11 protein-coding genes and 1 pseudogene are annotated in these 13,456 nt (G+C 63.7%); 10 read left to right on the top strand and 2 right to left on the bottom strand.

The annotated features are described in order from the left end of the window. Positions 1–93: 93 nt before the first annotated feature. A complete protein-coding gene (locus tag I6F36_RS27195; protein WP_225127135.1) occupies positions 94–1,008 on the bottom strand; it encodes a peptidylprolyl isomerase in 915 nt (304 codons plus the stop codon). Between the two features lie 352 nt (positions 1,009–1,360). Here I6F36_RS27195 and secA point away from each other — a divergent pair, with 352 nt between their 5' ends. Both secA and I6F36_RS40025 read left to right on the top strand, forming a co-directional pair. Beyond that, on the top strand, positions 1,361–4,201 hold the full coding sequence (gene secA, locus I6F36_RS27190; protein ID WP_036014665.1) for a preprotein translocase subunit SecA: 2,841 nt from the start codon (positions 1,361–1,363) through the stop codon (positions 4,199–4,201). A 476-nt stretch (positions 4,202–4,677) separates the two neighbouring features. Then, entirely contained in the window at positions 4,678–5,082 is a 405-nt protein-coding gene (locus I6F36_RS40025) for a DUF6006 family protein (RefSeq protein ID WP_225127137.1), read from the top strand. Between the two features lie 86 nt (positions 5,083–5,168). Here I6F36_RS40025 and I6F36_RS27180 read toward each other — a convergent pair whose 3' ends face one another. Beyond that, complete coding sequence (locus I6F36_RS27180; protein ID WP_025032676.1) at positions 5,169–5,612, bottom strand: MarR family winged helix-turn-helix transcriptional regulator; 444 nt, start codon at positions 5,610–5,612, stop codon at positions 5,169–5,171. Positions 5,613–5,649: 37 nt separating this feature from the next. On the opposite strand from I6F36_RS27180, the gene I6F36_RS27175 reads away from it, so the two are divergent. The 8 genes and pseudogenes from I6F36_RS27175 to I6F36_RS27140 all read left to right on the top strand — a co-directional run bounded on the left by I6F36_RS27175 (position 5,650) and on the right by I6F36_RS27140 (position 13,348). Then, positions 5,650–5,904, top strand: a complete 255-nt coding sequence (locus I6F36_RS27175; protein WP_162131185.1) for a hypothetical protein — start codon at positions 5,650–5,652, stop codon at positions 5,902–5,904. Continuing rightward, the gene (locus I6F36_RS27170) at positions 5,792–6,976 is read left to right on the top strand and encodes a substrate-binding domain-containing protein (protein ID WP_036026234.1); all 1,185 of its coding nucleotides are present in this window, start codon (positions 5,792–5,794) and stop codon (positions 6,974–6,976) included. The genes I6F36_RS27175 and I6F36_RS27170 overlap by 113 nt, the downstream gene beginning before the upstream one ends. Before the next feature lie 151 nt (positions 6,977–7,127). Then, complete coding sequence (locus tag I6F36_RS27165; RefSeq protein ID WP_225172540.1) at positions 7,128–8,642, top strand: amidase; 1,515 nt, start codon at positions 7,128–7,130, stop codon at positions 8,640–8,642. 36 nt (positions 8,643–8,678) lie between these two features. After that, positions 8,679–9,536 carry a branched-chain amino acid ABC transporter permease gene (locus I6F36_RS27160; RefSeq protein WP_025032673.1) on the top strand — a complete coding sequence of 286 codons (858 nt, stop codon included), beginning with the start codon at positions 8,679–8,681 and terminating at the stop codon, positions 9,534–9,536. 4 nt (positions 9,537–9,540) lie between these two features. Beyond that, positions 9,541–10,758 carry a substrate-binding protein gene (locus I6F36_RS27155; RefSeq protein ID WP_036014678.1) on the top strand — a complete coding sequence of 406 codons (1,218 nt, stop codon included), beginning with the start codon at positions 9,541–9,543 and terminating at the stop codon, positions 10,756–10,758. Positions 10,759–10,837: 79 nt separating this feature from the next. Further along, positions 10,838–11,939: pseudogene (locus I6F36_RS27150) on the top strand (branched-chain amino acid ABC transporter permease). Beyond that, the gene (locus I6F36_RS27145; RefSeq protein ID WP_036014683.1) at positions 11,929–12,660 is read left to right on the top strand and encodes an ABC transporter ATP-binding protein; all 732 of its coding nucleotides are present in this window, start codon (positions 11,929–11,931) and stop codon (positions 12,658–12,660) included. The pseudogene I6F36_RS27150 and the gene I6F36_RS27145 overlap by 11 nt, the downstream one beginning before the upstream one ends. Next, positions 12,653–13,348 (top strand): ABC transporter ATP-binding protein, encoded by a 696-nt coding sequence (locus I6F36_RS27140; RefSeq protein WP_036014686.1) that lies wholly within the window; start codon positions 12,653–12,655, stop codon positions 13,346–13,348. Before I6F36_RS27145 ends, I6F36_RS27140 begins: the two co-directional genes overlap by 8 nt. The last annotated feature ends 108 nt before the right edge of the window (positions 13,349–13,456 follow it).

The following is a 13,456-nucleotide window of genomic DNA, read 5'->3' as shown; positions in this document are numbered from 1 at the left end:
GCCTTGGTAGGGTCTGGACATGCAGATGGCCGGGGGAGCCCCGGCCATTGCGACGTTAGATATACTTGGCGTCCGCGAAGTGACAGCGAATTCTTACTTCTTCGCCGGCGGCGCCATCTTGCTGTCGGACGGCTTCGCCTCCGGCTTGGCGTCCTTCGACGCATCCGGCGCCGGCTGGTCCAGCCGCTCGACCTTGGCTTCGGTACGCAGCTTGGCGACATACTCGGCCTGGGCCTTGCGGGTCACGTACTGCTCGATCTGGGCCTTGACCTGCTCGAAATCGGGCGCCTTGCGGTTGCGCTTTTCCTCGACCTTGATGATGTGCCAGCCGAACTGCGACTTCACGGGGTCGGAGATCTTGCCGGGCTCCAGCGAGAAGGCCACGGCCGAGAATTCCGGCACCATCTGCTCCTTGGTGAAGAAGCCGAGGTCGCCGCCATCGGCGGAGCCGGGGTCCTTGGACTTCTTCTTGGCGAGCTCGGCGAAATCGGCCCCCTTCCCGAGCTCGGCCTTCACCGCCTTGGCCTCGTCCTCGGTTTCGACCAGGATGTGGCGGGCGCGCACCTCCTGCTCGCCGGTGATCTGCTTGGCGGCCTCCTCATAGACCTTCTTCATGGCGTCCGGCGTGGTGGCGGCCTTGCCCTCGCTGGCGAGCAGGCTGTCCATCAGAAGCCGGTTGCGGGCGAAGGCCAGGCGCTTCTTGAACTCCTCGCCGTCGGCGATTTTCCTGTCTTCGGCAGCCTTGCTGACGATCTTCATGTCGATCAGGAACGACAGGACGTTCTCGTCCTTGGTCGCTGGGTCCATCTGGGCGAGGCTCGGCCCGAGTTCCTCCTCGGCCATGGTGACGTCGCTCTTCTTGATTTCCGCGCCATTGACCTTCGCCAGCACCGGATCATCGGCGGCCCGGAGCGGGCCCGCAAACGCCAGGGACAGCGCCAGAGCGAGGCTGCCAGCCAGGGCGGACGCGGAGCGGAAGCGCTGGGTTGCCGGGAACGAGGTGGTCATGGAAAATCCTTATGTTGAAGCAGGGGGCTGCTCGAGCGGGGCGGACACTCGCCCAATCAGGGGGGCTTGGCAACGCGAAAAGTCTGTCAAAATGATGAATTAGCCGCACTGCGCCCGCCGTTGACAAGGCCCCGACCGGGCCATATCTCTGCGCGGTCGCGACCATGGCGATGGCGTTTATTTTGCTGCGTTTTTGGCCGTTGAACCCAGACTTGCCCAATTCCCACCCATATGGCGGATGTCCCCCGCAGTCCGGGCTCTGACGCCGCGAAGCGTCACGGTGAGTTGATAGGCGGGCGGGTGACAACTTCTTAGGCCCAACGCGGTTGAATCGCGAACACAGGAACCTGGCATGATCGGCGCGCTCGCCCGCAAGTTTTTCGGCTCCGCCAACGACCGGCGGGTGAAGGGATATCAGTCCCGCGTCAACGCGATCAATGCGCTGGAGCCCGAGGTCTCGAAGCTCTCCGACGAGGCGCTCAAGGCCCGCACCGCGGAATTCAAGCAGCAGCTCGCGAACGGCAAGACGCTGGACGATCTCCTCGTCCCGGCCTTCGCCACCGTGCGCGAGGCCGCCAAGCGCACGCTCGGCCAGCGCCATTTCGACGTCCAGCTGATCGGCGGCATGGTGCTGCACGAGGGCGACATCGCCGAGATGAAGACCGGCGAAGGCAAGACGCTGGTCGCGACGCTTGCGGTGTATCTGAACGCGCTCGCCGGCAAAGGCGTCCACGTCGTCACGGTCAACGACTACCTCGCCCGCCGCGACTCCGGCTGGATGGGCCAGATCTACGGCTTCCTCGGCATGACCACCGGCGTGATCGTGCACGGTCTCGACGATGCCGAGCGCAAGGCGGCCTATGCCTGCGACATCACCTACGGCACCAACAACGAATACGGCTTCGACTATCTCCGCGACAACATGAAGTACCGGCTCGAGGACATGGTCCAGCGGCCGCACTTCTTCGCCATCGTCGACGAGGTCGACTCCATTCTGATCGACGAAGCGCGCACGCCGCTGATCATCTCCGGCCCGCTCGACGACCGCTCCGACTTCTACAACACCATCGACGGCTTCCTGCCGAGGCTCGACAAGACCGACTACGAGGTCGACGAGAAGCAGCGCACGGTGACGCTGACCGAAGGCGGCATGGAGAAGATCGAGACGCTGCTGCGCGATGCCGGCCAGCTCAAGGGCGAGTCGCTCTACGACGTCGAGAACGTCTCCGTCGTGCACCACATCAACCAGGCCCTGCGCGCTCACACGCTGTTCACGCGCGACAAGGACTACATCGTCCGCGACGGCGAAGTCGTCATCATCGACGAGTTCACCGGCCGCATGATGCCGGGCCGCCGCTATTCGGAAGGCCTGCATCAGGCGCTGGAGGCCAAGGAGCACGTCCAGGTCCAGCCCGAGAACCAGACGCTGGCCTCGATCACCTTCCAGAACTACTTCCGCATGTACGAGAAGCTGGCGGGCATGACCGGCACCGCCGCGACCGAAGCGGACGAATTGTTCGACATCTACAAGCTCGAGGTCGTGGAGATCCCGACCAATCTGTCGATCGCGCGCCTCGACGAGGACGACGAGGTCTATCGGACCCAGAAGGAAAAATATCAGGCCATCCTCGCCGAGATCGAGCGCGCCAATGCGCGCCTGCAGCCGGTGCTGGTCGGTACCGCCTCGATCGAGAAGTCGGAGGTGCTCGCCGAATTCCTCAAGAAGAACGGCTACAAGCAGATCGATTTCGGCAAGGAGGGCGCGCTCGACAAGCTCTATGCCGCCGCCCGCGCCGGCAAGCCGGCGAAACTGTTCGCGGTGCTGAACGCGCGCTTCCACGAGCAGGAAGCCTACATCGTCGCCGAAGCCGGCGTGCCGGGCGCGATCACGATCGCCACTAACATGGCCGGCCGCGGCACCGACATCAAGCTCGGCGGCTCGCTGGAGATGCGCATCCAGCAGGAGACTGCTGATATCGCCGACGAGGCCGAGAAGGCCAAGAAGATCGAGCAGATCAAGGCCGATATCGAGCACTTCCGCGACATCGTGCTGAAGGCCGAGGAGACCGTCGAGGTCGAGCCGGCCAAGGGAAGCAAGCCTGCCAAGACCGTGAAGAAGCCCGGCGGCCTCTACATCATCGGCTCCGAGCGCCACGAGTCCCGCCGCATCGACAACCAGCTGCGCGGCCGTTCCGGCCGTCAGGGCGATCCCGGCCGCTCGAAGTTCTTCCTGTCGCTGGAAGACGACCTGATGCGCATCTTCGGCTCGGACCGTCTCGACAGCATGCTGCAGCGTCTCGGCCTGCAAGAGGGCGAGGCCATCATCCATCCCTGGATCAACAAGGCGCTGGAGAAGGCGCAGCAGAAGGTCGAGGCGCGCAACTTCGACATCCGCAAGAACCTGCTCAAGTTCGACAACGTCCAGAACGACCAGCGCAAGGTGATCTTCGACCAGCGCGTCGAGCTGATGAAGGACGAGAGCGTCGCCGAGACCGTCGCCGACATGCGCCACGCCTTCATCGACGACCTCGTCGCCAAGCACGTGCCCGAGCATGCCTATGCCGAGCAGTGGGACGTCGCCGGGCTCAAGGACGAATTGAAGCGCGTGCTCGATCTCGACCTGCCGGTCGACGAATGGGCCAAGGAAGAGGGCATCGCCGACGAGGAGCTGCTGACTCGCATCGAGACCAAGGCCGACGAGCACATGGCGGCGAAGGTCGCGCAATGGGGTCCCGACGTGATGCGTTACGTCGAGAAGACCATCCTCTTGCAGACGCTCGACCATCTCTGGCGCGAGCACCTGATCATGCTCGACCATCTGCGCCAGGTCATCGGCCTGCGCGGCTACGGCCAGCGCGATCCGTTGCAGGAGTACAAGACCGAAGCCTTCAATCTCTTCCAGGAGATGAGCGCTCACTTGCGCGAGGCCGTCACGGCGCAGCTGATGCGCGTCGAGATCGTCCCGCCGGAGCAGGAGGCCCCCGTCCTGCCGCCGATGGAGGCGCACAAGTTCGATCCGAACACCGGCGAGGACGAGATGGCTCTCGCCAGCGTCACCCTGGGCGCCCAGGCCACGGATGCGTCGATGCGCGACCCGAAGAACCCGACCAGCTGGGGCAAGGTCGGCCGCAACGAGGACTGCCCGTGCGGTAGTGGCAAGAAGTACAAGCACTGCCACGGGCGGTATGCTTGATCGATGACCTCAAAACCCAGCGAACTCGCGGTGTTGTCTTGGCCCACGAGTTCGCCAGGCGTCGAATGCTTTCGATCCATATGATGCCTGCTGGTCTTCCGTTGCATAACGAATGGTAGGCGCACGCCATTGAGGATGGCTGGCGCACAATTGTCAGACGGTCCTTTATCCGTCACGCGCGGCTGAGCACGCTTCAGTCATCTGGCAACCCGCCTCAGCGCCTGTTCCTGTGATCACTCCGGAGTGCTGCTGCTTCTGCAGATGGCCGGCGGCCACTCGCTCGCGCGGCTGCGTCGCTGAAGAACTCTTCGCCGGGAGAGCCAATGGTCAAACCGCGGCATCGTGTCTCGGCGAACGCCCTCGGGTAGACCATCCAACTTTTTACCACTGCTCATTGTGATCTGGATCACCGCTACAGAGCTCAATCCGTGGTTTGATTGATTCACGAGACGCGGCCTGAAAATTGGAGCCAGACAATGCCCAAACGCGCGCTGCCAACCGCCTTTTGTGTCCTTGCCCTGAGTCTTTACGCCTGCGGTTCCGCCCCTGCGAGCCAAGTGGGCGGATGGTGGGGCGGAACATGGTCGTGCAACATCGACGGCCGCCCGGCCCGGATGAAATGGGCCGCCGTCGATGACAGTCAGACAACCTGCAACGGCAACACTTGCACCAGCACTTCGGGAGCACGCTGGTCAGGCCGCTTCTCAGATAATGGCTCGCGATGGGTGAAGTTGACAAATCCACGCAGCGGAACCCAGGGCGGCGTGTACTTCAACCATGCCGACGGCAACAGATGGTATCTAGCCAAGCCGGTCAGCAACAAGGCCGTGGGCTGGACGACATGGAATGGCCAACGCTATCGCCTCTCGTGCTGGCGATGATGCGCGAGTGCTTTCCTCTGGCTATGCATTGAAACGGCAGATGTGTGTGTGCGCTTCGCAAGGCGCCACGCTCCACTTCACGAGGTCTAATTCGAGCTGTCGATCAAGCTCTCCAGCAGCCGCTTGAGCTCGCTCGTCGACTTGTCGCCGTAGCTCTCCAGGATGTGCTCCTCCTGGTCGACCGCGAGCGAGTTGAGCTTCTTGCACAGCACCTTGCCGCGGTCGGAGATGAACATCAGCACCTTGCGGCGGTCGTTCGGGTCCTGCACGCGGTAGACCAGCGTGTCGGAGACCATGCGGTCGATCATCTTCGTGAGCGTCGGATGGTTGAGCAGCACGGCGTCCGCGAGCTCGCCCATCGAATGGCCCTCGCCGTCCGACAGCACTTTCAGGATGCGCCATTGCTCGACCGGCACGCCCTCCTTGCTCAACCTCAGTTCGAGCTGCCGGTTGATTTCCCGGTTGGCTTGCGCGAGCAGGTAAGCGAGGTGTTCGGTGATTGGGGAATTTTGTTTCGGCGGTTTTGCCACGGCTGAGACTTCGCCTTGACCCAAATGAGTGAATGTCTTGCAATCGATGCTGCATCTATATGCACTTCAATTCTTGAATATTCAATATTTTCAAAATAAGATCATTGCCCAACAAAAGGGCGGAAGCCGCGGCCGCCTGCTCAATGTGCTTTCAGGTCTGGCCTCAGACAGGAGTTGGCGTGCGCGCGACGGTGAACTTCCCGGCTCACGGCGGCTCGGCGTTACCGCCGTCCTTGCTGTTCAGGAATCTGTCGTCTTCGGCAGCTGGCGGTGCCTTGTCGCCGCACGGTGACGCCTTGTTCAAGCGCCGCGGCGTCAACAAGCTGCGCGTCGGCGGCTTCATCTGCTGCACCGGCTCGCCTGGCGTGTGGGGCCCGTGTGCCACGAACAGCGCGCAGCTTGCCGTCGCCGAGATCAACAAGCGCGGCGGCATTCTCGGCCGCGAGCTCGAGCTGTCGATCTACGATGCCGGCGGGCCGCTGGATGAGGTTCTGGACCGCGCCGAGCAGGCAATCGCATTCGACGAGGTCGATCTGATCGTCGGATTGCACACCAGCGCGGTTCGCGTGGGCCTCCGCGACGTCACCACACGCCACCGCATTCCCTATATCTACACGCCGGTCTACGAGGGCGGCGAGCGCACGCCCGGCGTGATGGCGATCGGCGAGACGCCGCGCTGGCAGAGCCGCCCCGCCATCCATTGGCTCGCGGACGTCAAGAAGGCCAAACGCTGGTACCTGATCGGCAGCGACTACGTTTGGCCCTGGCAATCGCATCGCGCGGTGAAGAACTACATCAAGGAAACCGGCGGCCGCGTCGTCGGCGAAGAGTTCGTCCCGCTCGGCGAAGACAATCACGGGCCGCATCTGGCGCGGATCCGCGCCGCCAAGCCCGATGTCGTGTTGATCTCGCTGATCGGTACCGACAGCATCACCTTCAACCGGGCCTTCGGCGAATGTGGGCTAGGCGCCACGACGCTGCGGCTCGCGGGCGCGATGGACGATACCGTGCTACTCGGCATCGGCGCCGACAACAGCGAGAACATGTTCTGCGCTTCCGGCTACTTCACCGGCACCGGCGCGCGCGCCAATGACGACTTCCAGAGCCGTTATCACGCGATGTTCGGGCCGAATGCGCCGCCGATCGGCTCGGTGGGGCAATCGAGTTACGAAGGCCTGCGCTTCCTCGAAGCCGTTGCGAACAAGGCTGGTTCGCTGGCGATGCGGCCGCTGCTCGCGGCCGGCCGCAACATCGTCTACAGCGGCGCCCGCGGTCGGGTTACCGTCTGCAACGGGCACGTGCGGATGCCGATGCATCTCGCCGAGGCCGACGGTCTCGATTTCAAGCTGATCAAGCCGCTCTGACCGCCTCGCGGCTTGACCGGCCGGCGCATTTGCAAAATAATACTTGAAAAGGAAAATATTTCCGTTTTGAATGTTTCGGCGAGGCCGCGGGTGCGTGCGTCGCGCCGGGGCGGCCACGCCCAACGTTGCAAAGAACTTCAAGGAGAGCGCCGTGACAGTTGCCCTTCCCACGCCAGCCCAACTTCGCAGTGTCGCCGAGCAATGCGGTCTTTCGCTCACCGATGACGACGTCGCCTCGTTCCGCGGTCTCATGCAGGGCTCGATCGAAGCCTACAATCTCGTTGCCGCGATGCCGGACGAATTGCCCGAAGTGAAATATCCGCGCACGCCGGGCTATCGGCCCTCGGCGGAGGAGAACCCGCGCAATGCCTGGTATCGCAAATCGACCGTGAAGGGCGCCGCCAGCGGCAAGCTCAAGGGCAAGACCATCGCGCTGAAGGACAACATCATGCTGGCCGGCGTGCCCATGACCAACGGCTCGTCGACCTTGGAAGGCTATGTGCCCGATTTCGACGCCACCATCGTCACGCGCATGCTGGATGCCGGCGCCGAGATCAAGGGCAAGGTGCATTGCGAGCATTTCTGCCTGTCCGGCGGCAGCCACACCGGCTCCTACGGGCCGGTGCATAATCCGCACAAGATGGGCTACTCGGCCGGCGGCTCGTCGTCGGGATCGGGCGTCGTGGTCGCGCTCGGCGAGGTCGACATGGCCATTGGCGGCGACCAGGGCGGCTCGATCCGCATGCCGTCGTCGTTCTGCGGCATCTACGGCATGAAGCCGACCTGGGGCCTCGTCCCCTACACCGGCATCATGCCGATCGAGATCTATGTCGATCACACCGGTCCGATGACGGCAACGGTCGAAGACAATGCGCTGCTGCTCGAAGTGCTCGCCGGGGACGACGGCTACGATCCGCGCATCAAGGCTCCGAAGGTCGAGGAATACACCAAGGCGCTAGGCCAGGGCGTCAAGGGCATGAAGATCGGCATCGTCAAGGAAGGCTTCGAGCAGCCGACCGCCGAGTCCGCCGTGAACGAAAGCGTGCGCGAAGCCGCAAAGCGCTTTAGGGATCTCGGCGCCACGGTCGAGACCGTCTCGATCCCGATGCACCTGATGGGCGGGGCGATCTGGACGCCGATCGGCACGGAAGGCCTGACCCAGACCATGATGTTCGGCGACGGCTACGGCCTCAGCCGCGGCGATCTCTATTCGACCTCGCTGATGGATTTCCATCGCGGCTGGCGTCGGCAGGCCGACTCGCTGTCCGAGACCACGAAGCTGTTCATGATGCTCGGCACCTACATCAACAACAATTTCGGTCCGCGCTTCTACGGCAAGGCGCTCAACATCTCGCGCCGGCTGACCGCGGCCTACGACAAGGCCTTTGCGGATTACGATCTGCTCCTGCTGCCGACCACGCCGATGAAGGCGACCAAGCTGCCGGAGCCCAATGCCAGCCGCGAGGACTATGTCGCCCGCGCGCTCGAGATGATCTCCAACACCGCGCCGTTCGACATCACGCACCATCCCGCGATGTCGCTGCCCTGCGGCATGGTCGACGGCCTGCCGGTCGGGCTGATGCTGGTCGGCCGCATGTTCGAGGAATCCACGATCTACCGCGCCGCCCATGCCTTCGAGCAGATCGGCGACTGGAAGAAGATGTGAGGAAACCTTCGCTTCAACTCGGCGGAAACGCAACGCATGGCTAACGCGTTCGTCGCGGCGTTCGAGATCCTGAGCTTCGGCGCGATCATCGTCCTGATCGTGCTGGGGCTCGGGATCATCGCCAGCATGATGGGCATCTTCAACTTCGCGCAGGGCGAGTTCGTCCTGCTCGGCGCCTACATAACCTATCTCGCTTATGCCAAGGGCCTGCCGATCTGGGCCGGCATGGTTGCGGCGCCTTTCGTGGTCGGTGCGCTCGGCTTCGTGCTGGAGGCGCTGATCATCCGACGATTCTACGCCGCGCCGATCGTTGCCATGCTCGGCACCTATGCGCTCGGCCTGATCATCCGCGAAGCCGTTCGCGGGCTGATCGGCGGCTTCTATCTCACCGTACCGGAGCCGATCGGCGGATCGATCGACATCGGCGCCATGCATATCTCGGCGTGGCGCTTCACCATCATCGTCATCACGCTGCTGGTGATGGGCCTCTGCTATCTCTTGCTGTCGCGCACCAGCTTCGGCCTGCGCGTGCGGGCGACGTTGGAGAACCCGTCGCTGGCGCGTGCGTCAGGCATCTCGACGCCGCTGATCTACGGCGCCACCTTTGCCTTTGGCGCTGCACTCGCCGGCCTTGCCGGCGCGCTGATCGTGCCGGTGTTCAGCCTGTTTGCCGATCTCGGCCTGCGCTTCCTGATCCAGGGTTTTGTCGCGGTCATGGTCGGCGGGGTCGGCTCCTTCATCGGCCCGGTCGCGGGCGCCGGCGTCATCGGCACGCTGAGCGCGGCGCTGCCCTGGGTAATGGCACCCGTCGTCGCCGACGTGCTCGTCTTCGTGCTCGCCATCGTCTTCATCAAATTCCGTCCGCAAGGTCTCATCGCTGGAAAAGGGGTTTAATCACATGCTCGATCGTACTCAGCTCACGCGACGTCGTTTCCTGTCCAATTTCGCCTTTGCATCCGGCGCGGTCGCAACCGGCGTCGGCAGCTGGGTGATTCCGGCGCCCTGGGCCAATGCGGCCGAGGCGCCGATCAAGGTCGGCATCGCCACCGACCTCACCGGCCCGATCGCCTATGCCGGCAACGCCGACGCCAACGTCGCGAAAATGGTGATCAAGGAGATCAACGCGGCCGGCGGCCTGCTCGGCCGTCCGCTCGAGCTCTACATCGAAGACACCGCCTCCAACGAATCCGTCGCCGTCGGAAACGTGCGCAAGCTGATCCAGCGCGACAAGGTCGACATGGTGCTCGGCGGTATCACCTCGTCGATGCGCAACGCGATCAAGGACCCGATCGTCGCGCGCGGCAAGACCCTCTACATCTATCCGCAGCTCTACGAGGGCAAGGAGTGCACGCCCTATTTGTTCTGCACCGGCCCGACGCCGGCGCAGCAATGCGACGAGTTCATTCCCTGGCTGATCAAGAACGGCGGCAAGAAGTTCGCGCTGCCCAGCGCCAATTATGTCTGGCCGCACACGCTCAACGTCTACGCCCGCAAGGTGATCGAATCCAATGGCGGCGAGGTCGTGTTCGAGGAATATTACCCGCTCGACCAGGTCGACTTCTCCGCGACCGTCAACCGCATCATCTCCAACAAGGTCGACGTCGTCTTCAACACCGTCATCCCGCCCGGCGTCGGCCCGTTCTTCAAGCAGCTCTATGAAGCAGGCTTCCTCAAGAACGGCGGGCGCCTGGCCTGCGTCTACTACGACGAGAACACGCTCAACATCAACCAGGCCGCCGAGATCGAAGGCCTCGCCAGCTGCCTCGACTATTTCAAGGTGCTGACCAAGGAGAACCCGTTCGACGCCAAGATCCAGGCGGCCTATGAAAAGGATTTCCCGGGCAACTTCCTGTTCGCCGCCGGCAGCGCTGCCACAGGCACCTATCGCGGCCTCAAGCTGTGGGAAGCCGCGGTCAAGGAAGCCGGCAAGATCGACCGCGAGTCCGTGGCCGCCGCGCTCGACCATGCCAAGATCGCCGAAGGTCCGGGCGGACCCGCCGAGATGGTGCCGGGCAAGCGGCACTGCAAGATGAAGATGTACACCGCCGTCGCCAAGAGCGGAAATTACGAGATCGTCGGGCGCAGCAACGGCCTCGTCGATCCCAAGGAATGCTGATTCTTCGCCTCTCCCCTCTCGGGGAGAGGTGAATCCCGCCGTGATTGACACGGCTGCCTCTGACGATGTTGAACTCGGAATGCTGAAGCCGATGAGTGTGGTAAGAGAGGCCATCGTCGCCGACGTGGACGACGAAATGGACGGTGCGATGGCTGAGGGCGCAGCGGCGGAACGGGCCAATGACCGGGACAAGGCAGGACGAAAAATCCTGCCCATCATCGAGGGCCTCGTGCTCCTCGCGGCTACTCGCGCCGCTGGTGCTGCAGGACTATCTCACGGTCTTCGCGACGCGCGTGATCATCCTCGCGCTGTTTGCGCTGTCCTTCGACCTGGTCTGGGGCTATGCCGGCATCATGAGCTTCGGCCAGGCGCTGTTCTTCGGCTCGGCCGGTTACGGCGTCGCCCTGCTCGCGCGCGACCTCGACATCACCAACATCTTCCTGGTGTTGCCGGCAGGCACGCTGATCGGCCTCACCTTCGCGCTGCTGCTCGGCGGCTTCCTGCTGCTGGGACGGCATCCCTCCAGCGTGATCTTCGTCTCGCTCGGCACGCTGACCGGCTCCTACGCCGCCGATCGGCTCGCGCGCGGCTGGTACTATCTCGGCGGCCAGAACGGCATCCCCTCGATCGCGCCGATGTCGCTTGGGTCATACGACTTCACGGAAGGCCCAGCGTTCTATTATCTCGTGCTCGGCATCCTCGTCGTGGTCTATCTGCTCTGCCGCTTCCTGGTGCGCTCGCAATTCGGCCTTGCGCTCGCAGGCCTGCGCGAGAACGAGCAGCGCATCGCCTTCTTCGGCTACAAGGCGCAGCATCTCAAAGCCATCATCTTCACCATCGGCGGCGCCGTCGCAGGCCTCGCCGGCAGCCTCTATGCCTTCCACGAAGGCTTCGTCTGGCCCAACATGGTGGGCGTCGTGGTTTCGACCCAGGTCGTGCTCTATGTGCTGTTCGGCGGCTCCGGCACGCTGATCGGTGCCGTCGTCGGCGCTGTCATCGTCGAGGGCGTCAGCTTCTGGCTCTCGGACAATTACCGCGAGATCTGGCCGATCATCCTCGGCCTGCTGCTCCTGCTCGTGATCTTGTTCCGGCCGCTCGGCCTGATCAGTTTTGTGCTCGGCGAGCGCGAACGCGTCGGCAGCTTTGGTGCCAAGCAAAAGGAGAGGCGCAATGCTCCTTGAAGCGGCCGGCATCAAGAAGGTCTTCGGCAAGCTCACCGCGCTCGACGGCGCAGCCCTCACGGTCGGCGAGAATGAGTTTCACGGCCTGATCGGCCCGAACGGCTCGGGCAAGAGCACGCTGATGAAGTGCATCGCCGGCGCCGAAGTGCCGACCCAAGGCAAGGTCTCCTTCGTCAACACCGACATCACCGCGTTCACGCCGACCGAACGTGCGCGCGCCGGCATGAGCCTGAAATTCCAGATCACATCCGTGCTGCCGTCGCTCACGCTCTACGACAACATCCTGCTCGCGCTGCAGGCGCAGTCCTCGCTGTTCGACCTCGTGTTCTCGCGCACGCGCGGTGCGTTGCACGACCAGGTCATGTCCATGCTGACGCAGTTCCGTCTCGCCGACCGCGCCTTCGATGCGGCCGCTGCGCTGTCGCACGGCCAGCAGCAATGGCTGGAGATCGCGATGGCGCTCGCCGGCAAGCCGAAGCTCCTATTGCTCGACGAGCCCACCGGCGGCATGAGCCTGGAAGAGCGCCGCGTCACCGGCGAGCTGCTGCAGCCGATCAAAAAACATTGCTCGCTGGTCATCGTCGAGCACGACCTCGATTTCATTCGCGACATCTGCGATCGCCTCACCGTGCTCGACCAGGGCAAGGTGCTGGCAACAGGCACGGTGTCCGAGATCCAGGCCAACACATCCGTCCAGGAGATCTATCTGCGCCGTGCCTGAATTTTTGGACATCAAGCATCTCGATGCCGGCTACGGCCGCAGCCAAGTCCTGTTCGACGTCAGCCTCGGCATTCCCTGGCGCGGCGGTGTTGCCGTGCTCGGCCGCAACGGCGCCGGCAAGACCACGCTGATGAAGACCATCGTCGGCGAGCTGCCGGCATGGAAGGGCGAGGTCGCCTTCGACGGCCGCGACATCAGTCGCCGCGCCACCCAGGAGCGCGTCCGCGCCGGCATCGGCTACGTGCCGCAGGAGCATTCGGTGTTCGCGCGCCTGTCGGTGCGCGACAATCTCGCCGTCGGCTCGCTGGCTAAGAAGGATTCCTCCGCCATCGACCGCGTGCTGGCGATCTTCCCAAAGCTCGGCCAGCGCCTCGACCAGCCCGCCGGCACGCTTTCCGGCGGCGAGCGCAAGATGCTCGCGATCGGCCGCGCCATGCTCGGGGATCCAAAACTGCTGCTGCTGGATGAGCCCACCGAGGGCGTCTGGATCGGCGTCATCGAGGAGATCACCGAGCGCCTGATCGAGCTTGCCAAGAGCATCGCCGTCATCATCGTCGAGCAGCACCTCGACCTCGCTTTGCGAGTCGCCGACTACGCCTATGTGCTCGACCGCGGTCGCGTCGCGCTGCAGGGCGACGCCGGCGAGGTGAAAGGCAGTCCGGAGCTGATGCGGTATCTGGCGCCTTAGCGCGCGGCGCCCCTCGCACTGCGAAATATTCGGTTGTTCAAGAGCTTCGCGGCATTCCATCGATTTTATTCAGATCGGAACGAATCTGTCGGGCCGCGTTGAATCCCG

Origin of the sequence: Bradyrhizobium sp. BRP19, assembly GCF_020194195.1 — a bacterium.
Lineage (GTDB): Bacteria > Pseudomonadota > Alphaproteobacteria > Rhizobiales > Xanthobacteraceae > Bradyrhizobium > Bradyrhizobium yuanmingense.
The sequence above is the reverse complement of the archived record's forward strand: the minus strand, read 5'-3'. Positions and strand labels throughout refer to the sequence as shown.

Excerpts from the sequence above, each read along its gene's own strand:
- I6F36_RS27195 (WP_225127135.1), bottom strand. The coding sequence starts at position 1,008 with ATGACCACCTCGTTCCCGGCAACCCAGCGCTTCCGCTCCGCGTCCGCC.
- I6F36_RS40025 (WP_225127137.1), top strand. The coding sequence starts at position 4,678 with ATGCCCAAACGCGCGCTGCCAACCGCCTTTTGTGTCCTTGCCCTGAGT.
- I6F36_RS27155 (WP_036014678.1), top strand. The coding sequence starts at position 9,541 with ATGCTCGATCGTACTCAGCTCACGCGACGTCGTTTCCTGTCCAATTTC.
- I6F36_RS27160 (WP_025032673.1), top strand. The coding sequence starts at position 8,679 with ATGGCTAACGCGTTCGTCGCGGCGTTCGAGATCCTGAGCTTCGGCGCG.
- secA (WP_036014665.1), top strand. The coding sequence starts at position 1,361 with ATGATCGGCGCGCTCGCCCGCAAGTTTTTCGGCTCCGCCAACGACCGG.
- I6F36_RS27145 (WP_036014683.1), top strand. The coding sequence starts at position 11,929 with ATGCTCCTTGAAGCGGCCGGCATCAAGAAGGTCTTCGGCAAGCTCACC.